General features: G+C 38.8%; 24 protein-coding genes and 1 pseudogene. 22 read left to right on the forward strand and 3 right to left on the reverse strand.

What is annotated here, in order from left to right; translation table 11 throughout:
* From rplO to DW963_RS10935, 18 genes and pseudogenes are all read left to right on the forward strand, one after another.
* The gene (rplO, locus tag DW963_RS10850; protein WP_041687892.1) at window positions 1-441 is read left to right on the forward strand and encodes a 50S ribosomal protein L15; all 441 of its coding nucleotides are present in this window, start codon (window positions 1-3) and stop codon (window positions 439-441) included.
* A gap of 1 nt (window position 442) precedes the next feature.
* On the forward strand, window positions 443-1,762 hold the full coding sequence (secY, locus tag DW963_RS10855; protein WP_117915704.1) for a preprotein translocase subunit SecY: 1,320 nt from the start codon (window positions 443-445) through the stop codon (window positions 1,760-1,762).
* Window positions 1,763-1,882: 120 nt separating this feature from the next.
* A complete protein-coding gene (locus tag DW963_RS10860) occupies window positions 1,883-2,524 on the forward strand; it encodes an adenylate kinase (RefSeq protein WP_012738593.1) in 642 nt (213 codons plus the stop codon).
* 6 nt (window positions 2,525-2,530) lie between these two features.
* On the forward strand, window positions 2,531-2,800 hold the full coding sequence (locus DW963_RS10865) for a KOW domain-containing RNA-binding protein (protein WP_012738594.1): 270 nt from the start codon (window positions 2,531-2,533) through the stop codon (window positions 2,798-2,800).
* Window positions 2,801-2,816: 16 nt separating this feature from the next.
* Window positions 2,817-3,035 carry a translation initiation factor IF-1 gene (gene infA / locus DW963_RS10870; protein WP_012738595.1) on the forward strand — a complete coding sequence of 73 codons (219 nt, stop codon included), beginning with the start codon at window positions 2,817-2,819 and terminating at the stop codon, window positions 3,033-3,035.
* Window positions 3,036-3,153: 118 nt separating this feature from the next.
* Window positions 3,154-3,267 (forward strand): 50S ribosomal protein L36, encoded by a 114-nt coding sequence (rpmJ, locus tag DW963_RS10875; RefSeq protein ID WP_003022746.1) that lies wholly within the window; start codon window positions 3,154-3,156, stop codon window positions 3,265-3,267.
* Between the two features lie 315 nt (window positions 3,268-3,582).
* On the forward strand, window positions 3,583-3,957 hold the full coding sequence (rpsM, locus tag DW963_RS10880) for a 30S ribosomal protein S13 (RefSeq protein WP_012738596.1): 375 nt from the start codon (window positions 3,583-3,585) through the stop codon (window positions 3,955-3,957).
* A 33-nt stretch (window positions 3,958-3,990) separates the two neighbouring features.
* Window positions 3,991-4,386: a 30S ribosomal protein S11 gene (gene rpsK / locus DW963_RS10885; RefSeq protein ID WP_012738597.1), complete on the forward strand. Its 396-nt coding sequence runs from the start codon at window positions 3,991-3,993 to the stop codon at window positions 4,384-4,386.
* A 20-nt stretch (window positions 4,387-4,406) separates the two neighbouring features.
* Entirely contained in the window at window positions 4,407-5,000 is a 594-nt protein-coding gene (gene rpsD / locus DW963_RS10890; RefSeq protein WP_012738598.1) for a 30S ribosomal protein S4, read from the forward strand.
* Between the two features lie 84 nt (window positions 5,001-5,084).
* A complete protein-coding gene (locus DW963_RS10895) occupies window positions 5,085-6,026 on the forward strand; it encodes a DNA-directed RNA polymerase subunit alpha (protein WP_502694423.1) in 942 nt (313 codons plus the stop codon).
* Window positions 6,027-6,095: 69 nt separating this feature from the next.
* On the forward strand, window positions 6,096-6,632 hold the full coding sequence (gene rplQ / locus DW963_RS10900) for a 50S ribosomal protein L17 (RefSeq protein WP_117915706.1): 537 nt from the start codon (window positions 6,096-6,098) through the stop codon (window positions 6,630-6,632).
* Between the two features lie 83 nt (window positions 6,633-6,715).
* Window positions 6,716-7,597, forward strand: a complete 882-nt coding sequence (locus DW963_RS10905; RefSeq protein ID WP_117915708.1) for an energy-coupling factor transporter ATPase — start codon at window positions 6,716-6,718, stop codon at window positions 7,595-7,597.
* Complete coding sequence (locus DW963_RS10910) at window positions 7,578-8,423, forward strand: energy-coupling factor transporter ATPase (protein ID WP_199669382.1); 846 nt, start codon at window positions 7,578-7,580, stop codon at window positions 8,421-8,423. The genes DW963_RS10905 and DW963_RS10910 overlap by 20 nt, the downstream gene beginning before the upstream one ends.
* A gap of 10 nt (window positions 8,424-8,433) precedes the next feature.
* A pseudogene (locus tag DW963_RS10915) lies at window positions 8,434-9,242 on the forward strand (energy-coupling factor transporter transmembrane component T family protein).
* 62 nt (window positions 9,243-9,304) lie between these two features.
* Window positions 9,305-10,066 (forward strand): tRNA pseudouridine(38-40) synthase TruA, encoded by a 762-nt coding sequence (truA, locus tag DW963_RS10920; RefSeq protein WP_117915712.1) that lies wholly within the window; start codon window positions 9,305-9,307, stop codon window positions 10,064-10,066.
* A 192-nt stretch (window positions 10,067-10,258) separates the two neighbouring features.
* Window positions 10,259-10,687, forward strand: coding sequence for a 50S ribosomal protein L13 (gene rplM / locus DW963_RS10925; protein WP_022097701.1), 429 nt, complete (start codon window positions 10,259-10,261; stop codon window positions 10,685-10,687).
* Between the two features lie 30 nt (window positions 10,688-10,717).
* Window positions 10,718-11,122: a 30S ribosomal protein S9 gene (rpsI, locus tag DW963_RS10930; protein WP_012738606.1), complete on the forward strand. Its 405-nt coding sequence runs from the start codon at window positions 10,718-10,720 to the stop codon at window positions 11,120-11,122.
* Between the two features lie 202 nt (window positions 11,123-11,324).
* Entirely contained in the window at window positions 11,325-12,101 is a 777-nt protein-coding gene (locus tag DW963_RS10935; RefSeq protein WP_117915714.1) for an HAD family hydrolase, read from the forward strand.
* A gap of 73 nt (window positions 12,102-12,174) precedes the next feature.
* On the opposite strand, the gene DW963_RS10940 is transcribed toward DW963_RS10935, so the two are convergent.
* The 3 genes from DW963_RS10940 to DW963_RS10950 are packed head-to-tail and all read right to left on the reverse strand — an operon-like array spanning window position 12,175 to window position 15,042.
* A complete protein-coding gene (locus DW963_RS10940; protein WP_117915716.1) occupies window positions 12,175-14,193 on the reverse strand; it encodes a hypothetical protein in 2,019 nt (672 codons plus the stop codon).
* Window positions 14,194-14,221: 28 nt separating this feature from the next.
* On the reverse strand, window positions 14,222-14,845 hold the full coding sequence (locus DW963_RS10945; protein WP_117915718.1) for a helix-turn-helix domain-containing protein: 624 nt from the start codon (window positions 14,843-14,845) through the stop codon (window positions 14,222-14,224).
* A complete protein-coding gene (locus tag DW963_RS10950) occupies window positions 14,842-15,042 on the reverse strand; it encodes an AraC family ligand binding domain-containing protein (protein ID WP_117915720.1) in 201 nt (66 codons plus the stop codon). The genes DW963_RS10945 and DW963_RS10950 overlap by 4 nt, the downstream gene beginning before the upstream one ends.
* A gap of 209 nt (window positions 15,043-15,251) precedes the next feature.
* On the opposite strand from DW963_RS10950, the gene DW963_RS10955 reads away from it, so the two are divergent.
* From DW963_RS10955 to DW963_RS10970, 4 genes are all read left to right on the forward strand, one after another.
* Window positions 15,252-18,134 (forward strand): hypothetical protein, encoded by a 2,883-nt coding sequence (locus DW963_RS10955; RefSeq protein WP_117915722.1) that lies wholly within the window; start codon window positions 15,252-15,254, stop codon window positions 18,132-18,134.
* Window positions 18,135-18,264: 130 nt separating this feature from the next.
* Window positions 18,265-19,302, forward strand: a complete 1,038-nt coding sequence (locus DW963_RS10960) for an FAD:protein FMN transferase (protein WP_117915724.1) — start codon at window positions 18,265-18,267, stop codon at window positions 19,300-19,302.
* Between the two features lie 146 nt (window positions 19,303-19,448).
* Window positions 19,449-20,870, forward strand: coding sequence for an FMN-binding protein (locus DW963_RS10965; RefSeq protein ID WP_117915726.1), 1,422 nt, complete (start codon window positions 19,449-19,451; stop codon window positions 20,868-20,870).
* Window positions 20,871-20,906: 36 nt separating this feature from the next.
* The gene (locus tag DW963_RS10970) at window positions 20,907-22,388 is read left to right on the forward strand and encodes a penicillin-binding Tp47 domain C-containing protein (RefSeq protein WP_117915728.1); all 1,482 of its coding nucleotides are present in this window, start codon (window positions 20,907-20,909) and stop codon (window positions 22,386-22,388) included.
* Window positions 22,389-22,413 lie beyond the last annotated feature (25 nt).

A 22,413-nucleotide genomic window follows, 5' to 3' on the forward strand; every position in this document is an offset into this window, starting at 1 on the left:
ATGGATTTATCTAATTTGAGACCTGCAGAAGGTTCAGTATTAAGCGATAATTTCAGAAGAGGTCGTGGACATGGCTCAGGTAACGGCAAGACAGCTGGTAAGGGTCATAAAGGACAGAAAGCTCGTTCAGGAGCACCAAGACCAGGTTTTGAAGGTGGCCAGATGCCATTATATAGAAGAATTCCTAAGAGAGGATTCACTAACAGAAACCGTAAGGAATTCGTTGCTATTAATGTTAATGTATTAGATCGTTTTGATAACGGTGCAGAGGTTACTGTTGATACATTAATCGAGTCAGGAATCGTTAAAGATCCTAAGGACGGAATCAAGATTCTTGCAAACGGCGAGCTTACAAAGAAGCTTACTGTTAAGGCTAACGCATTCAGTGCTGCAGCTAAGGAGAAGATCGAGGCTCTCGGCGGAACCTGCGAGGTGATCTAATATGTTTAAAACACTTGTAGGCGCTTTTAAGAACAAAGATATAAGAAAAAAGATAATATATACATTATTAATTCTTGTTGTTGTCAGAGTTGGAAGTTTACTTCCAATCCCTGGTGTAGATACCAATTATTTTAGTAGCTTACTTAGTGGAATTAATACTGGTGATTTAAGTTATCTCAGTGCTTTTACAGGAGGTTCATTCGAAAGAATGTCCCTCTTTGCGCTGAGCATAACACCATATATCACATCTTCAATCATTATGCAGCTTCTCACAATTGCAATTCCTAAATTAGAGGAAATGCAGAAAGAGGGAGAAGATGGTAGAAAGAAGATTGCATCGATTACAAGATACGTAACAATTGGTCTTTCTTTAATAGAAAGTATCGCTATGGCGGTTGGATTTGGTAAATCAGGTCTTATCAAAAATTCAGCACAGCTTAGCACATTGCATTATGTAGTATGTATAATCGTAGTTATAGCTGCACTTACAGCTGGTTCAGCAGTATTAATGTGGCTTGGTGAGCGAATCACTGAAAAGGGTGTTGGAAATGGTATTTCAATTGTACTTTTAATTAATATCATATCAGGTATGCCTAGTGATTTTGCTACATTATATAGCACATTTGTTGCACCAAAGACACCTGCAAAGGGTGTTTTAGCAGCAGTAATAATATTAGCAATTCTTATTGTTATGGTAGTTCTTGTATGCTTCCTTCAGGATGGAGAGAGAAGAATTCCTGTTCAGTACTCTCAGAAGGTCAGCGGTAGAAGAACAGTTGGCGGACAGTCAACAAACATTCCATTAAAGGTTAATACTGCAGGTGTTATGCCAATTATTTTCGCATCATCACTTATGCAGTTCCCAGTTATAATCGCCCAGTTATTTGGTAAATCATATGAGTGGACCAGATATCTCAGCTCATCATACTGGTGCAGAGTTGAAGCTCCAAAGTATTCAATTGGTTTATTAGTATACATAGTACTGCTTATAATATTCGCATACTTCTATACATCAATAACATTTAACCCAATTGAGGTAGCTGATAACTTAAAGAAGGCTGGTGGAGTTATCCCAGGAATAACACCTGGTAAGTCTACAAGCGAATATCTTAACAAAATACTTAATTATATCGTATTTATTGGAGCTGTCGGACTTTTAATAATTGCCCTCATTCCAATAATGTGTACAGGATTTTTCAATGCTTCTGTTTCATTCGGTGGAACATCAATTATCATTATTGTTGGTGTTGTACTTGAGACATTAAAGCAGATTGAGTCTCAGATGTGCAATCGTTACTATAAGGGATTCCTCAGTGAGTAATTCTTTATATCACGGATGATATTAGTATAAAATATTGACTTGCCCGGTTTATGCCGGGTAAGTCCTTTGTGTATTATGATTTATTACGAATATTTATGATTTTGGAATGGAGAAAATATTATGAAGATAATTATGTTAGGTGCTCCAGGAGCAGGTAAAGGTACACAGGCTAAGAAGATAGCAGCAAAATATGCTATACCACATATCTCTACAGGAGATATTTTCAGAGCTAATATTAAGAACAATACAGAGCTTGGACAGAAGGCAAAGACATACATGGATAAGGGAGAGCTCGTACCTGATGAATTAGTAGTAGATCTTATCATGGACAGATTCAAGGAAGCAGATTGTGCTAACGGATATGTACTTGATGGATTCCCAAGAACAATTCCTCAGGCAGAGGCACTTGATAAGGCTCTTAGTGCTAATGGAGAGTCAGTTGACTATGCAATCAATGTCGAAGTTCCTGATGAAAATATAATAAACAGAATGTCTGGAAGAAGAGCATGTGTAGGTTGTGGAGCAACATATCATATCCAGTTCAATCCAACAAAGGTTGAAGGAATATGTGATGCATGCGGCGAGAAGCTTATCTTAAGAGATGACGATAAGCCAGAGACAGTAAAGAACAGACTTTCAGTATATCATGAGCAGACACAGCCATTGATTGAATACTATTCAGGAAAGGGTGTACTTAAGGAAGTTGATGGTACACAGCCTATGGATGATGTATTTGCTGCAATAGTTAAGATCTTAGGTTAATCATCTATGAGTGATATAAAGGGATATTTTGCAAGTTCTAAAGCAGGCCATGACAAAGGTACTGTGTATATGATTCTCGAATCTGATGATGTATATGTTTATCTGTCGGACGGTAAATTAAGACCGACAGATAAACTTAAAAAGAAAAAGCTGAAACATGTTCAGCTCATAAAACAAAAAGATAGTGATCTTGCAGAAAAGATAGAGAAAAACCTGTTTATAAGTAATGAAGAAATAAAATATGCGATTAAGCAGATTAAAACCAGTGCCAAATAATAGGAGGTAAACTTATATGTCAAAGGCAGATGTAATTGAAATTGAAGGAAAGGTAGTTGAGAAATTACCTAATGCATTTTTTAAAGTAGAACTTGAGAATGGACATCAGATACTTGCTACAATCAGTGGTAAGTTAAGAATGAACTTCATCAGAATTCTTCCTGGTGATAAGGTAACAATTGAGTTATCACCATACGATTTAACAAAGGGAAGAATCATTTGGAGAGATAAATAAAAACAATAGGAATATATGTACAAAATATTCTTTATAAATTTTGTAAAATTTTCCTTGCGTTGATAGAAAAGGTTGTGCTATAATAGCAACCGAACTTGTCTGAAAGGAGGCTTTTGCAGTGAAGGTTAGATCATCAGTTAAACCAATTTGTGAAAAATGCAAAGTCATTAAAAGAAAGGGCAGCATCAGAATTATCTGTGAAAACCCTAAGCACAAGCAGAGACAGGGCTAATTACCCTGAAGCAGAGAAGTAGAAGTACTTCTCATATTTCTGCGTTATAGTATCAATGTCACTAGTTGGTATTATAACTAATTCTGTCTTTAATATAATGGACAGAGAACAGTTTTGCGGCTGCAGCGATGACACATCCGGATAAGTTGACGGTGTTCATTGCTATCAAATATAGTAGACTGAAGGTGACGCACACATTTCAGGCGTTCAAAGTGGGGGATAGAGCTTAGAACGAGCTGCGTAGGAATCGGACTACATTTTTCTATCTTTATTATTAATATTAATTTAATTGATCAAACGGAGGTTAAAGAACACATGGCTCGTATTTCAGGTGTAGACTTACCAAGAGAAAAGCGTATTGAAATAGGACTTACTTATGTTTACGGTATTGGCCGAGTAAGAGCATCTAAGATTCTTGAAGAGGCTGGCGTTAATCCAGATACACGTGTTAAGGATCTTACAGATGAAGAAGTTGCAAAGATTGCTAAGGTTATCGATGCTGATCCAGAACATTTAGTAGAAGGTGACTTAAGAAGAGAAGTTGCCATGAACATTAAGAGATTAAAGGAAATCGGATGCTACAGAGGAATCCGTCATAGAAAGGGACTTCCATGCAGAGGCCAGAAGACAAAGACTAATGCAAGAACATGTAAGGGTCCTAAGAAGACTGTAGCTAATAAGAAGAAATAATTGAATTGTTAAACTCACAGGAGGTTAGTTATCATGGCTCAGAAAGTTACAAAAAAAGTGACAAAGAAGCGTGTTAAGAAGAACGTTGAAAGAGGACAGGCACATATTCAGTCATCTTTCAATAATACAATAGTTACATTAACAGATGCAGAAGGAAATGCTTTATCATGGGCATCTGCAGGTGGACTCGGATTCAGAGGATCTAAGAAGTCTACTCCTTATGCAGCACAGATGGCAGCTGAGACAGCAACAAAGGCTGCATTAATCCATGGATTAAAGTCTGTAGACGTTATGGTTAAGGGACCAGGTTCAGGTAGAGAAGCAGCTATCAGAGCACTTTCAGCAGCTGGTCTTGAAGTTACAAGTATCAAGGATGTTACTCCAGTTCCACATAATGGATGCCGTCCACCAAAGCGTAGAAGAGTTTAATTTAGGGAGGTAAGATTACAATGGCAGTTAATAGAACACCTGTCCTCAAGAGATGTAGATCTCTTGAAATGGATCCTGTATATTTAGGAATAGATAAGAAATCTAGAAGAAAGGCAAAGAACGCTGGTAGAAAGGTTAGCGAGTATGGAATGCAGCTTCGTGAGAAGCAGAAGGCTAAGTTCATCTACGGTGTATTAGAGAAGCCTTTCAGAAATTACTATAAGAAGGCTGAGAGACAGAAGGGTATGACTGGTGAGAACCTTATGATCATGCTCGAGCTCAGACTTGACAATGTTCTTTTCAGATTAGGATTCGCTAGAACAAGAAAAGAAGCAAGACAGATCGTTGATCATAAGCATGTATTAGTTAATGGTAAGTGCGTAAACATCCCTTCATACCTTGTAAAGGCTGGAGATGTTATCGAAATCAGAGAGAAGTCTAAGTCATCAGCAAGATACAAGGAAATCCTTGAGTCTACTAACGGAAGACTTGTTCCAGAGTGGTTAGAGGCAGATGCAGACGCTCTTAAGGGATCAGTTAAGTCAATCCCTACAAGAGAAGTTATTGACGTTCCTGTAAACGAGATGCTTATCGTCGAGTTATATTCTAAGTAATCCGTACCGGAAATATAGAATAAAACTTATAAAACCCATAAAAAGGAGGGACTATACATGGTTGATGCAGATTTTAATTTCAAGATGCCAAAGATTGAGATGACAGAAAAATCAGAAGATGGCAAGTATGGAAAATTTGTTGTTGAGCCACTCGAAAGAGGATATGGTTTAACATTAGGTAATTCTTTAAGAAGAATTATGCTCTCTTCATTAGTTGGTACAGCTGTAAGCAGTATCAAGATTGAAGGTGTACTTCATGAATTCAGCTCAATTCCAGGTGTTAAGGAAGATGTTACTGAGATCGTCATGAACATCAAGCAGTTATCAATCAAGAACAACGGAAATTCTGTTGAGCCTAAAGAAGCACATATTGACTTCGTAGGCGAAGGTGTAGTTAGAGCATCAGATATTCAGGTTGATCCTGATATTGAAATAATCAATCCGGATCTTGTTATTGCACATCTTAATGGTGCAGACAGCAAGCTCACAATGGAACTTACAATCACTAATGGTCGTGGTTATGTAAGCTCTGAGAAGAATAAGAGAGATGATCAGCCAGCAGGCGTTATCGCTATTGATTCAATCTACACACCAGTAGAGAGAGTTAATATGGCAGTTCAGAATACTCGTGTAGGTCAGGATACAGATTTTGATAAGCTTACACTTGATATTTTCACTAATGGAACAATAGAACCAGATGAGGCTTTAAGTCTCGCAGCTAAGGTTTTAAGTGAACATTTAAAGGGATTCATCAATCTTTCAGAGAACGCTCAGAAAGTGGAAATCATGGTTGAGCAGGAAGAGGATGAGACTACTAAGGTCCTTTCAATGAGCATTGAAGATCTTGAATTATCTGTTCGTTCATCTAATTGTCTTAGAAGAGCTGGTATCAACACAGTTGAAGAGCTTTGCAACAAGACATCAGATGATATGATGAAGGTAAGAAACTTAGGTAAGAAGTCTTTAGATGAAGTTCTCCTTAAGCTTAAGGAAATGGGCTTACATCTTAGACCTAACGAAGATTAATTTGTAGATACGGCGGCTATACAGTAAGTCCATAAGCGCATGTGTAGCTGTTACAAATGGAGGTAAATCATGGCAAAATATAGAAAGCTCGGCAGAACATCTAGCCAGAGAAAGGCTTTATTAAGAAGTCAGGTAACAGCATTAATCGAGAATGGCAAGATTGTTACTACAGAGGCAAGAGCCAAGGAAGTAAAGAAGATGGCTGAAAAGCTCATCACACTTGCAGTTAAAGAGAAAGACAACTACGAGACAGTTAAGGTTTCAGCAAAGGTTCCTAAGAAGGATGCTGAAGGCAAGAGAGTTAAGGAAGTTGTTGATGGCAAGAAGGTTACTGTATATGAGACAGTAGAGAAGGAAATCAAGAAGGATCTCCCTTCAAGACTTCATGCTAGAAAGCAGATGGATAAGGTTCTTTACACAGTTACAGAAGTTCCTACAGCAGCTGCTGGAAAGAAGAAGAATACAAAGACTGTTGATCTTACAAACAAGTTATTTGATGAGATCGCACCTAAGTATGCTGGTCGTCAGGGCGGTTATACAAGAATCGTTAAGATCGGTTTAAGAAAAGGTGATGCAGCAATGGAAGTTCTTCTTGAATTAGTTTAATTTCAATTGCAATTTAAGCGGGTAAGGAAACTTATCCGCTTTTTTTGGAATCTGCGGTAAGACTTAAAAGGGCAGGAGGTCATATGGGAATAGTTAAAGCAAAAAACCTCACATTTGAATATATAAGACGAGATGAAGATGGTAATGTTGAGGGAATAACTAAGGCTGTTGATAATGTGAGTATTGACATTAAGCAGGGCGATTTTGTTGCCGTGTTAGGTCATAATGGCTCCGGTAAATCAACATTTGCAAAACATCTGAATGCGCTCGTTATGCCGACAGAGGGAACTGTGTGGGTTGATGGTATGGACACAAGGGAAGAGGAGAATACTTTAAAGGTAAGACAGACTGCCGGAATGGTATTTCAGAACCCTGATAACCAGATAGTTGGAACTCTTGTTGATGAAGAGGTTGGATTTGGACCAGAGAATATTGGTGTTCCAACGGAAGAAATATGGGAACGAGTTGAAAAAAGCCTGAAAGCAGTAGGAATGTATGCTTTCAGAAACCAGTCGCCAAACAAGCTATCTGGAGGACAGAAGCAGAGGGTAGCGATTGCGGGAATTGTAGCAATGAAGCCAAAATGTATTGTCTTAGATGAACCAACAGCAATGCTTGATCCGTTGGGACGAAAGGATGTACTTAATGTGCTTCATGAATTGAACAGGCAGGAAAATGTAACGGTTATACTTATCACTCATTACATGGAAGAAGTAATTGATATAGACAAGCTTTATGTAATGGATGATGGAAAGCTGGTAATGTCAGGAACACCAAGAGAAATATTCTCTCAGGTAGAGAAATTAAAGGAATTGAGACTTGATGTGCCGCATGTTACAGAATTAGCCTATGAACTTCAGAAGGAAGGCGTTCCATTAAAGAATGGAATATTGACTTCAGAAGAATTTACAGAGGAACTCATTAGAGTTAGAAATGAGGGTTTCAATGTCAATAAAAGTAGATAATATCAGCTACATTTATGAAAAAGGCACTGGCTTTGAGAGGCAGGCTTTAAAAAATGTTAGCTGTGCAATAGAGGATGGTGAATTTATCGGGCTTATTGGTCATACAGGTTCGGGTAAATCCACATTTATACAGCATCTTAATGGTCTTGTTAAACCGACTGAAGGCCATATATATTACAATGGCAGAGATATATATGAGCAGGGCTTTAATATGAAAGAATTAAGAAGCAGGGTAGGACTGGTTTTTCAGTATCCGGAACACCAACTTTTTGAGACTGAGATATTCAAAGATGTATGTTTTGGTCCTAAGAACCTTGGCCTTTCACATAAGGAGGTTGAAATCAGAGCATTTGAGTCGTTAAGACTGGTTGGAATAGATGATAATATGTTTTATCAGTCGCCATTTGATTTGTCAGGTGGACAGAAGAGAAGGGTTGCTATTGCGGGTGTACTTGCGATGAAACCAGATGTTCTTATTCTGGATGAACCTACGGCTGGTCTTGACCCTAAGGGAAGAGATGATATTCTTAATTGTCTTAGGTATTTAAGGGAAGAGACAGGAATGACTATTATTCTTGTGTCACACAGCATGGATGATGTTGCTAACTATGTGAGCAGAATTATGGTAATGAATGATGGTGTGCTGACATATGATGACACTCCAAGAAATGTATTCAGGCATTATAAGGAGCTGGAGGCAATAGGACTTGCAGCACCACAGGTAACTTATTTGATGAATGATTTAAAGCAGGCAGGCTTTGATGTTAATACAGATGCTATCACAATTAATGAAGCGAAGGAAAGCATTTTGTCAGCACTGGGATAAAGGAAGTAATATGATTCGAGATATAACAATAGGACAGTATTATCAGGCAGATTCGGTAATACACAGACTGGACCCGAGAGTTAAGCTTATGGGTACCTTAATATTCGTAATATCCCTGTTTCTGGGAAGTAATATATGGCTGTATCTGGTTGTAGCAGCATTTTTGGCGATAGTAATTGCACTGTCAAAGATACCTCTTAAATTCATTCTTAAAGGTCTTAAGGCAATTGTAATATTAATTGTAATCAGTGCGGCATTTAATCTGTTTCTGACGCCAGGAACGCCTCTTATTAAGATATGGAAGCTGACGATAACACATGAAGGTCTTAATACGGCCGTATTCATGGTTATAAGGCTTATTTTTCTTATTATGGGTTCATCCCTTATGACGCTCACAACAACGCCTAATAACCTTACAGACGGGCTTGAGAAGGGACTTGGTTTTCTTAAATATATTAAAGTTCCGGTTCATGAAATTGCAATGATGATGTCAATTGCATTGAGGTTCATCCCGATTCTTATTGAGGAAACAGATAAGATAATGAAGGCACAGATGGCGCGAGGTGCAGACTTTGAGTCAGGTAATATTATTAAGAAGGCAAAAGCATGATACCTATTCTTGTGCCTTTATTCATATCAGCGTTCAGAAGGGCAAATGAACTTGCAATGGCTATGGAGGCGAGATGTTATCACGGTTCTGAAGGAAGAACCAAGATGAAGCCGCTGAAATACTCTAGAAGAGATATTAATGCATATCTTATTATCGCATTGTATCTTGCATGCATTATTGTGGTTAAGGTTACGCTTAAGTTAATATAATCAGAGAGCATGCAGATATCACATTTATAATAGTTTGATTCTGGCTTTTAAGGAGGAACGCCATGCGAAGAATAAAGCTTATCGTAGCTTATGATGGAACAGAATATTCTGGCTGGCAGATTCAGCCGGAAGCACCAACTATAGAAATGTGTCTTGACAAGGCAATTCACGAGCTTACCGGTGAAAATGTGCATGTGACCGGAGCAAGCCGTACAGACGCAGGTGTACATGCATATGGAAATGTAGCTGTATTTGATACGGAATCGACAATACCTGGAGACAGATTCACATTTGCACTAAACAGATTCCTGCCGGATTCGATAGTTATTCAGGATTCATGGGAAGTGTCTGTAGATTTTCACCCAAGGCACTGTAACACAAGAAAGACTTATGAATACCGCATACTTAATACTGCTGTTCCGTTGCCTCAGAAGCGCAATTTCACATGGCATGTTGCAGGCAGTATTGATATTGAAAAAATGAAAGAAGCTGCAGCATATATTGTTGGTGAACATGACTTCAAAAGCTTCTGCTGTGTGAGAACTCAGGCAGAATCGACTGTCAGGACTATATATTCACTTGAGGTTTTGCAGGAAGGCAGTGAGATAATTATCCGTATTAAAGGAAATGGATTCTTATACAACATGGTAAGAATTATTACAGGAACACTTATTCAGGTGGGAAAAGGAAGGTTCATGCCGGAATATGTGAAGCAGATGTTAGAGGCAAAGGACAGGACTGTTGCAGGGCAGACTGCTCCTCCACAGGGACTTACACTTGTTGGCATTGAATATGTGGATAATGATGATGCAAGGGTTGTCTGATGTGGATAACATTTTTGGATAAAACATTTGCAAAAGTATATTGACACACGTGGTTATGTGTTATATAATTCAGAAATGTGGCGTGATAAGTGCGCCCATAATTAAGGTTTTAAGTGTTTCACCAATGCCCCGGAGAGACATTTATATACATTAATAATTAAGCATTATAGCAATATTTCAGGAGGAAAACTAATGAAAACTTATATGGCTAGTGCATCTACAATCGAAAGAAAATGGTATGTAGTAGATGCTGCAGATTATACATTAGGTCGTTTAGCATCACAGGTTGCTGCTGTGTTAAGAGGAAAGAATAAGCCAACTTACACACCATTCCTTGACTGTGGTGACAATGTTATCGTAATTAACGCTGATAAGGTTAAGTTCACAGGAAAGAAGCTTGACCAGAAAGTTTACTACAGCCACTCAGACTATGTTGGTGGTTTAAAGGAAACAACACTTAAGGAAATGATGGAAAAGAAGCCTGAGAAGGTTATCGAGCTTGCTGTTAAGGGAATGCTTCCAAAGGGACCTTTAGGACGTCAGATGTTCACAAAGCTTCATGTTTATGCTGGTCCAGATCATGAGCAGGCAGCTCAGAAGCCAGAAGTATTAAAGTTTTAATATAAGGACACATATAAGGAGGAATTAACAGTGGCTAAGAAAGCAAACGGAAAGTTCTACGGAACAGGTAGAAGAAAAAGCAGTATTGCTAGAGTATATTTAGTACCAGGTACAGGTAATATCACAATAAATAAGAGATCACTTGATGAGTATTTCGGTCTTGAGACACTTAAGGTTGTTGTAAAGCAGCCATTAGCTCTCACAGAGACAGCTGACAAGTTCGATGTAATCGTTAACGTACACGGTGGCGGATACACAGGTCAGGCTGGTGCTATCAGACATGGTATCTCAAGAGCACTTCTTCAGGTTGATTCAGACGAGTACCGTCCATCACTTAAGAAGGCTGGTTTCTTAACAAGAGATCCAAGAATGAAGGAGAGAAAGAAGTACGGTCTCAAGGCAGCTCGTCGTGCTCCACAGTTCTCAAAGAGATAATTTTTACAATCCAAAGCGTCTTATTGCGCTTCAGAAAAGTATGTTACACCCCAGAATTTCGGTTCTGGGGTGTTTTTTTAGTTTGTGAACTATGGTATTATTATGATATAATGATTTTTTAAAAGGTAAAGCGAGAAATATGAGATTTGATAAGAGAACGTTTTAATAACGTATTATATCATACAGTATAGGAGAGCTATATATGATTAAAATAGCATTTTTTGATATAGATGGAACATTATTGAAAATGGGAAATAAAGAACCGACAGATAAAACAGTTAAAGCGTTAAATTCTCTTCACCAGAATGGAATATTGCTTTGTATGGCAACTGGCAGAGGCTATCTTTCAATCCCTAAATTCAAAGATATTACATTTGATGTGCTGCTTACATTTAATGGTTCATATGTAATGGCTGGAGAAAAGATTATTTTCAGAAATCCCCTGAATAATAATGATAAACATCAAATAATTCAAAATCTTAATAAAATGAACAGAGCAGCTGCAATCAGCAATGAGCATTTTATTGTTACTAATGGCACAGATGAGCATCTGGAAGAGTACTTTAAATTTGGAAATGAAACATTGACAATTGCAGATAATTTTGATGAGTTATGTAAAGAAGATATTTATCAGATTATGTGTGCGTGCAGAAAAGAAGAATATGCCCAGATACTGCAAGGAACTGAAAATACTCAGATAACTGCATGGTGGGATAAAGCAGCAGATATAATTCCATTGAATTGTGGTAAGGGAAATGCTGTAAATGCAGTGCTTAATTATTATGGATTATCGAAAGATGAGGCGATTGCTTTTGGTGATGGTAGAAATGATATTGAAATGCTAGAAGCTGTTGGTACAGGAGTAGCCATGGGGAATGCCATTGATGAAGTCAAAGCAAGAGCGGATGTTATATGTAAATCCGTTGAAGAAGACGGAGTGTATCATTACTGTCTGGAGAAAAAACTCATTAAATGCTGATGAGCTTATTATACAGCAGGGTTGCAGAGTGTTATATACTCTGCAACCCTGTTAGTCATTTATAGTCTTAATTTTACCACCACTTCTCACGGTAAGAATATTCACCGCGGTAATTAGAAGCATTATAATCAGGATACTTGAAAGGTGCATATACATCATCCTTAGGTGCATCATCCTGTGTATATATGTACATTGAATCATAATCCCATGTGACAATCTCATCACGGGCATCGCCGTAGAGGTTTACAGCTTCAGCACACATGGTAGGATGACCATCATCAGGGAATTTAACGACCTGGATACCATTGCCATCAATCATTCCACCGCGTTCTATATCAGCATTAAGAAGGATGAAGTCCTGACCGTCACCAGTCCAGTTTACAGGAGTTAAGAGATTACCATTAAGCTCGTTCTCCATTTCCCATAACTGATTACCCTCACTGTCATAGAAATATATAATTCCCTGGTGGCCCCAGAAATTAACAACAACCATTTCATAGCCCGGGCGGTTAGGAAGATAATTAGCAAGACTGACACGCTGGGCATGACCTATGCCATCCTTCTTAAGAAGCTTTCCGTTAAAATCAGATATCAGGAAGCCTTCCTTTCCTGCAACACAGGCAAAGAATTTAGTGCCTTTGTGTGGTCCTGATTCGAATCTGCCGGGAACAATCTCATCAATATGGTCTTCATTAACAGGCATAGTCCACATTTTATTACCGTGGCAGTCAAGCATGTTATAACCAACTAAAAGTTCATCATGTCCATCTCCGTTAATATCAATTGCAAAAGGGAAATGTCCGGTATTCTTATCACTCTGGAAATGCCACATAACCTCAAGGTCATCGTTAAGTGCATACACCCTGCAATAACGATCTTTAATGAGAATATCGCGTGGCTTTTCAAGACCACGGAAATTACATATACGCATACCATCAGGGTTAATTCTGTCAAATGCGTAGATTTTATCAGGAACACCGATAATAGTTCCGTCCTCTTCTGGTGTAGAGAAAGGTGTTTTGGCACGTTTCTTCACTTCACCTGTTCTGCCATCAAGAATCAGCACTTCAAAATTCTTGGCTGTTATAACCTCATCAAAGCCATCACCATCAATATCATATATCTGCATAGGCATATCTGCCGATATAGTTCCAATGTCGTGATTGTCAGTAGGTTCACCATGCTGCCATAATATATTGCCATCAAGGTCAAATGCGGTGAGACAGCTGATTGTTCCATAAGCATCACGGCTTACTCTTTTCTGGCACTGAGCCATAACCATCTGATATTCGCCGTTGCCAAGCAGATGACCAAAACGAAGCTGTCTTCCGGTGCCGCAGCCTTTAAGGTCAATTTTCTTAAGAAGCTTCATCTTAGGATAATGTGCCTGTGCATCTTCACATTCAGCTTTATAAGCATTTCGTGCAGCATCAATAGAAGCAGCAGTACTTTCAGAAGTAGTAACATTTACAAAACCAAACTGTGCAGGGATAGTTGCAGTAATGGCAACCTTGCCACCCTGTCTGGCATATTCAGTGTCAAGGTCAAAATAAACCTTATCATCAACGCTGCATATAACATGGCTGCCTTTAATCTCTGCTTTAAGTATATAAGTATCATCACAGTTATAATCAAAAGGTACAGCATCAAGTACAGTAACATCTTCCTTGTGACGGTATTCAACTCTCAGTTCATGCTCTTCAAAAACAAGGACAAGAAGATTAGCAGAGTTCTGACAACAAAAACCAATGCCGGCATTGCCCCATTTGGTAGTAAACATACGCACACTTGCAGTTATAGTATAATCACGCCAGAATCTGTCACCGCTTGTGAGCATAGGAAATGTGCGGTGTGGCTTGTCATTGCGGATACGCATCTGCTCCATGAAATGTTTTCCATTATATTCAGAAATAATCCATGAAGCCCCCTGACCGTTATAAACATGGTTGCATACCGGATCATACCATTTACCATAATATCCAGGATAATGGATAAAATGATACTCACCCATTGCCGAATGATTCTTATCATAAGGAAATTCACCAATAGGAAAATCAGAGAAATCTTCATTAAGTAAAATAAAATCTGCCATAATAACCTCCGTTCTAAAAAAAATATAATTAATGGTTCTTTCTGTAGCTTCCGGGCGCTTCGCCCATGATTTTTTTAAATGTACCGCCCATAGTATTACTGTCGGCGAAACCACATTTGTCAGCAATCTCAGTAATAGAGAGGCTGGTGTTGACTAAAAGGTCTGCTGCTGCGTGCGTTCTTACATTAATAAGATACTCTCTGAACCTGAAGCCTGTAAAAGCCTTAAATTTCTTGGATAGGCTTGATTCACTCATATTAAAGAGTTCGGCAGTAGCAGCCATAGTTACGTCATTATGATAATTCTCGATAATATATTCAATAACCTTCTGGATAAGTTCATTACCTGTATCCATTTTCGTAATAACATTATCTTCGTACATCTGACAACGCAGAATAAAAAGTATAAGTTCATGAAAATAAGAATGTATGAAAGATAAAGACAGACTATCTACACCATTGTGTTCATAAGAAATCTTCTGGATAATTGATGATATATAATCAAGTCGTCTTTCTGGTATATGGATAACAGGATGTTTATGAAAAATGCTTTCTATATCCAGAGAAGAATCATCAGCAATCCACTTTAAATCATCATTATTAAAATATAGCACATATCTTGTATGGTCACTTCCTGCAAGGTAAGTAGTCATATGGCTGTATCTGGTGAAATAAGAGCAAGTCCGCCAGGATTTAACATATATATTTCATCACCTACATAAAGTGTGCAGGAACCAGAATATATAAACATCAGCTCCCATCTGTTATGTTCATGAAAATGTTTCATCTTATAAGATGGTGGCACAGTAGCAATATCCGTGTTGAAATTGTCATCAATAAAATGGTACATTGCCGTCTCCTAGGTATATAAATAATATCTTACGAAGCAAAATCACATGTTGATTATAGGTCGTTTATAGAGAAAATGTTACTGATTTTTTACATATTTTTTTGATTTTGAAAGATTTCGTGCTGTTTTTTTGTATCTATAAAAATACAATGTGAATATAATGGAAGCATCTTAAGAAGCAGAAACAATTTAATATAAGGAGGAATAATATGATACGAAGAAACAAAATTATTGCTTCTGTTGCTGTCAGTGTCATGACTGGTGTTCTTGTTGCAGGTAACTTAGTTCCATTACAGGGATATTATGCATTTGCACAGGAAACAGGAGTAACAGCTATGAGATATTCAGCAGTAAAAGACATTAACAAAACATTAGAAGGTTACACACCAATCGACAGTTCTGATCCGGTTGAATTCGGTGGAACTTACATTAAGTATCAGGGTGAGACAATCCAGTTGTCAGAGACAGCCATATATCTTGATGGTTCGTTATCAGACGAGCTTGCTGCCCAGTACCCATATGTATATAACGACATTACTAAGGCATTGTCAGCAGACGCATTAAAGAATGGAACAGCAGATAATCCAATGACAGTATATGTTGCACCATATGTATACTGGATAGATGATCCGGCAGCAACAGATACAGTACAGAAGACAGAAGGATATTCAGTACCTTATGGAATGGTTGTTAATTCAGATTATCTTACTATCAAAGGTCTTACAGGAAATCCTGATAATGTTGTATTAGCTGGAAACAGAGGACAGTCACATGCCTCTAATGGTAACTACACAATGTTCAGATTCAACTGCAGCGGCGCACTTACAGTTAAGAACATAACAATAGGTAACTATTGCAGCGTTGACCTTGATTATCCGCTTATGAGTGAGCTTAATCAGGCAAAGAGAACAGAGACAATCACACAGGCACAGCTTGCTGATGTTTCTGGAGAAAAGATGTTTGCAGATAATTGTAACTTTATAAGTAGACTTAATCTTGACCCAATAAATGGAGCATCAAGAAGTCTTTATAACAACTGTCATTTTGAAAGTACAGATGATGCTCTCAATGGAAATGCTGTATATGTAGGATGCGATTTTGATTTCTACGGAAACAGACCATTATATTCATCATATGGTACAGGTTCAACATTTTTAGGTTGTACATTTAATTGTAAGATATTAAATGTTGAAGCTGAACCTACACAGTTCTTTACTAAGGAAGGCGGCACAATTACCGCAGTAGACTGTGTATATAAAAGTAATTTAAGTGTACCTATATCAATTGGATGGACTAAAACACCATCAACTTCATTAAAGTGTTATCAGAGCAACATAATTCATAATGGACAGAGCATCACAATCGGTGGCGAGGGTGCTAAAGAAACCGTTGATATGACAGGTAAGTCGGTACTTGATGCCTACAAGGTTGTGTCAGGTGGTAAGACATATTACAACACATACAATCTTTTAAAGGGCAGTGACGACTGGGATCCATTAGGAGTTAAGGATGTAATTAAAGCAGCCGGACAGGACACAGTTGCAACACAGCTTTCAATAACATCAGATGTCACAGAGATTGAATCTGGAAAGGAAACAGCTTCAATAGGAGGAACAGTTAACTATTTCTATGGAACTAATGATACAACACAGAAGATAACATACAGCGTATCAGACGAAGATAAGGCATATGTGAAGTTAACAGATAATGGTGACGGAACATGCAAAGTAGAAGGTACTAATAATGATGATGCAGCTAAGAAGGTCATTATAAATGCATCTACAGAGTCAGGCCTTGAAGCAGCAGTTGGAATTACTGTAAAGCCAAGCAAGCTTGAAGCACCAGCATTTACAAAGGCACCAGTTATTACTAATGACGGACAGGGCAGTCTTAAAGTAGATTACTCACTTGATTTAGGAAGCAGAGAAGACATGTCTGCAATCTCATGGTACAGATGTACAGATGCAGAGGGCAGCAATCCTATACTTGTAGCAGTAACAAGAAATGATTCACCAGAGTATACATATAAGTTAACAGCAGGTGATGTAGGATATTACATCATGGCTAAGGTAGAATCTAAGAACATCAGAAGTGATTATGGAACACCGGTAAATACAGTATATGACAAGGCAATCGGAGTGAAAGATATAAGAAGCAAGAACTTTGCTACAGATTTCTCTAACTTCCCTAATGTAAAGCAGTCTGAAATCAAAGCTGGCTTCTGGACAGTAGATTATAACCGTCCGGCAGATACAGAAAGTTTTGGAAGCTGGCAGGGAGCTGATACAGAAGAACCTTGGAAATATGGAACAACAGGTAACGGCTGTGTAGGCGCTGGATTATATGAAGGTACACAGGGCGCAAGACTTATGTATACACCAGTAGAAGGAACATATGGTGATATGTCACTTAAGCTTGTAGTTGACCCAGCCAAGACAGCAGGTCAGGGATTTGGTAGTGCAGGACAGTATATGGATGTACTTCTTAAGTTCGATACATCTACACTTACAGGATACGGATTAAGAATAGTAAGAACAAAGGCTTCATCTAATGCCGTAACATTTGTACTTGTAAAATACGACAACGGAACAGTAACAGAGATTTCTGATGAAGTTATCGCAAGCTGCTATGCAACAGGCTGTACAATCAGCTTAAAGGCTGAAGGCAATAAGCTCACAGCACATGTTGAGACACCAACAGAACAGCTTGCAGACCAGGCAGCTAAGGGATATCCACATGTGGTTGACCTTACAGCAGAGATTGAAGCTAACAGCTTTGGTGGAGTTGCAATCCAGCATACAGGAACACTTGGCGCACGCGGATGGCAGAATACAACAATGCTTCATAACTTAAATGTTACATGGGAAGGTGAGAATAACCAGAACCCAGAATATGTTGAAGGAAATCCATCAGATAACGAGAATCCTGCCGAGACACCTGATGATTCAACAGGAACATCAACAGGAGCAGACACAACAGTCAAGACTGGTGATATGAGTCATACAGGAATGTATGCAGCATTAATGTCAGCAGGACTTTGTGGCTTACTTGGAATGGCAGCAGTATACATGAGAAGAAGAAAAGATATCTAATTTCATAAATAACTTCTTTCTAAGAGGGCATCTGCATTAAGCAGGTGCCCTTTTTCGCGCGAACAATTGACATTTTCCACAATATAGTTTAAAGTTTCAAAGAACTAACTTATGTAAGGTGGAGATAATTATGAAGTTAAGAAAATACATTTTAACAGTTATGATAGGAATCACTGCTATGACAGTGCTCTCATCATGCGGTAATAAAGAAAAGGCTGCGAAGGAACAGCCGGCCCAGAGCACACAGGAAATATTTGCAATGGATACATATATGTCACTAACAGCATATGGAAATAATTCAGAGGAGGCAGTAAACAAGGCGGTGCAGGAGATTAACCGGCTTGATGCAATGTTTTCGGTAGGAAATGCGGACAGTGATGTTACTAAGATAAATGAAAATGGAAGCGGAGAAGTATCGGAAGAAACGGCATTTATAATGAACAGGGCAATGCAGGTGTCAGAAAAGACCAATGGGGCTTTCGATATTACGATATATCCTCTTATGGAGCTGTGGGGATTTACGACGAAGAATTACAGAGTGCCTGAAAGCAACGAGATTGCAGAGGCACTTAAGGGTGTTTCTTATACAAATGTATCAGTAAACGGGCAGCAGGTGGCACTGACAGGTGGTTCCAGCATTGACCTTGGCGGTATAGCCAAAGGCTACACATCTTCGCGGGTTATCCAGATTATGAAGGATTGCGGCATTGAGCATGCGATTGTCAATCTTGGGGGCAATGTGCAGGTGCTTGGAACTAAGACGGACGGTTCAGACTGGAGAGTTGCCATACAGAATCCTGCCAGTGAGAATAGTTATCTTGGAATATTAAGCACGGCGGATAAGGCTGTCATTACATCAGGCGGGTACGAGCGGTATTTTGAGCAGGACGGACAGGTATACCATCATATTATAGACCCACAGACAGGTTATCCTTCAGACAGTGACCTGACTTCTGTTACAATTGTGTGTTCAGATGAAACTACAGCAGATGCATTGTCAACGGCACTTTTTGTAATGGGGCTGGACGGCGCTAAAGAACTTTACAGAAGCGGTGCTATAGATTTTGATATGATACTTTTTGATGGCAGTAAAGTGTATGTGTCAGAAGGAATCAAAGACACATTTTCAACAGATATGGATAAGGAAATAATTACCAGACAGCCTTAATGAGAATTATTATTAACTGTCTGTATTGACAAATGTGGTGAGAAAAATATATTCTATAGGTCGGTTAGTGAAAGCTAATTAAAGATAGGTGGATATACTTTTGTTAAAGATAGCTAACCGAGATATACAGACCCGAAGGAGCAGACATGTTATTAATAATATCACTTATAATCGTAGCTTTATTTATATATTTTCTCAAAGATTCACTTAAGAAATATGCCAATATATTTTATATAGGTGCGGCAGTAATCTCTATTGCGGTATTCCTGCTTGAGTTCCTGCCAATGCCTTTGTTTGTAAAGAACAATATATTAGGAATATTTGCAAAAGGCTCGATTGGAACGGCAATGTTTGTTGTAGTAATGTACACTGGCGCACTGCCAAAGGGCAACAAGCTGATTGCACCACTTATGAAGATAAGAGGCGAATTGTCAATTACAGCGGCAATACTCGTCCTGTGTCATAATTTCACATATGGAATGACATATTTCAGAATGTTATTTACGAAGACAAGCCTTTTATCAGCCACACAGCTTGCAGCTGCGGAAATAAGTCTTGTGCTTATAGCTATAATGCTTGTGCTTACAGTTACATCTTTTCCATCTGTAAGAAAGAAGATGCAGGCTAAGAAGTGGAAGCAGTTACAGCGCACAGCATATGTGTTTTATGGTCTTATGTATGTTCACATTATGCTCATTAACATACCTTATGCGAGACTTGGACTTGGCATGTATATTGCAAATGTAGTTATCTACAGCATAGTTTTCTTAGGCTATGCAGCTATGAGAATAGCAAAGGCTGTATCAGTAAAGGCAGCAAGAGCCGGAAAGACATACGGTAAGAAAACAGAGACGGTTCTGTATGGACTGGCATTGGTTATATGTGCAGTGATGACGGTGGCGTGCTTTGCAGGAAGACAGACAGTGTCGGCATCGGAAGATAATGAGGAATGGGATGATTTCTTTAACGAAGAGACAGTTGCAGCAATGGTCAAAGAGATTGAGAGCAGTCAGACAGGTACTGATTCTGCGTCAGCAGAGGCTGGACAGACGAATCTGTCAGATACACAGTCTGACAATTCTGATGCAGCGAATGCGGGGGATTCCGGTATTAGCAATTCTGATTCTAATAATGCAGGTACGAATAATTCCGGCTCAGATAATTCATCTGGCAGTTCATCAACTGGTATATCAGGAAATGGTGGTCAGACAGATAACGGTTCTGGTGGAAGCAATGATTCACAGGGAGGCGGTTCAGGCAGTGACGCACCGGCTAATACAACATTTAAAGCAGATGGAACTTATACAGGTTCCGCTATGTGTGAGACTTATAACTACAATGTAACGGTTACAATAGTCATATCAGGAGATGTGATTACATCAGTTACAGCAGTTTCGGAAGCAGGCGCACAGGATGTACAGTATTTTAATATGGCAAATGCAAAGGTTCCTGCACAGCTTCTTGCAAACCAGAGTACATCAGGTGTTGATGCAGTATCTGGTGCAACCAAATCAAGCAATGCCATCAAGAAGGCATTTTACTATGCTTATAAATCGGCTAAGAAGTAGGCGGATTTGTAATAGAAAAAAATACAAGGAGGAATTATGAGAAAGAACATTTTTACTAAGATTGCTGCGGTTGCAGCTGCTACTGTTCTTGCTGTAACAGCACTTCCTGCACTTGTGTCAGATACACATGCAGCAGATGATGAGTATTCATATGTATATGCTGGTCTTACATGGCAGGAATACTGGGCTAACGAGGGCGTATATAACGCAGGAGATGTAACAACATCTGATGAGAAGGATACACATGGTGAGTATGATAAGGGCGCTTTTGATACAGTAACAAGAGCTACAACCAATCATGGTCTTCACAGAGGAAGCTACCAGTGCATGGCAACAATTGATACAGAAGATGGTAAGAAGTATGAGCTTGCCGGCTGGACTGGTGATGCAAAGAATCAGATAATGATTCTTACAGATGGTACACAGCTTTCATATAGTAAGGGAGTAATTACTAATACAGATGGTACAACATCTAAGCTTTCTTCTTATGAAGTAACTGGTATTAAGTATGTTCCGGTTAAGGTTAAGACATCTGATCTTGCTGATTTTGAGCAGCATTACAAAGTTGTCAAGAATGGTGAGAAGTTATACGGAGGATTCGGTGAGGTCAAGCTTAGTTCATATGAGTATACAGCTGCAGTTAATGCAGATACTAACGGACTTAAGACAGCAGTTAAGAATGCAGATGGAACATATTCATTCTCTGCAAGACAGACTGGAAGTGGAAAGTCATTTGCAGAGCAGGATATAAGTGTGGCTGCTAACATTACATCTACAGTAAAAGATGCTACAGGTTCATACGGTGAATTCTTAAGAGTTGATATTAATGGTGATGGTTATGGCGCATTAGGTGCTATGATGCAGGCTGTTAAGTGGACATATTATGGAAATGATGCAACAAGAACAAATGCTGTTGCTACATATGGTACTAAATTTGCTGCAGATAACTGGATGCATAAGTCAATGGGAATCCAGCTTGGACTTACTGATTCAGCACGCTGCCAGTTACCAGCAGGTTATGATGGAACAGGTTACTGGTCACTTACAGTATATGCATTAGGATATACTGATACTACAATTGATTTTGAAGCAACTGATGCTAATATCGTTAAGATTAAAGCACCTGTAAGTGATACATCTAAGCTTTCAGCAGCTATTGCAGCAGCAGATGCACTTAATGAAGCTGATTATACAGCAGAATCCTGGGCAGCTATGAAGCTTGAGTATGAGGAAGCAGTCGATGCACTTGCAGTTGCAGAATATCAGGCAGATGTTGATGAGGCAACAGAGCATCTTACAGCAGCAATCAATGCATTAGTAAAGGTTGAGGCAGGCACAGAAGGAACAGGTGATACAAATGGTGCTGGTACATCAGACGCAGGTTCAGCAGATACATCTGTATCAGATGTTAAGACTGGCGATTCTAACAGCATGATGGCTTACATCGTAGCAGCAGTACTTGCTTTAACAGCAGGCGCAACAGTAACAGGCAGGCGTAAGATTAAGAATGTAAGATAACTGATACGCTAAAATCTAATAAAAC

It is taken from the genome of Eubacterium sp. AM46-8 (assembly GCF_003466705.1).
Classification (GTDB): domain Bacteria; phylum Bacillota; class Clostridia; order Lachnospirales; family Lachnospiraceae; genus Lachnospira.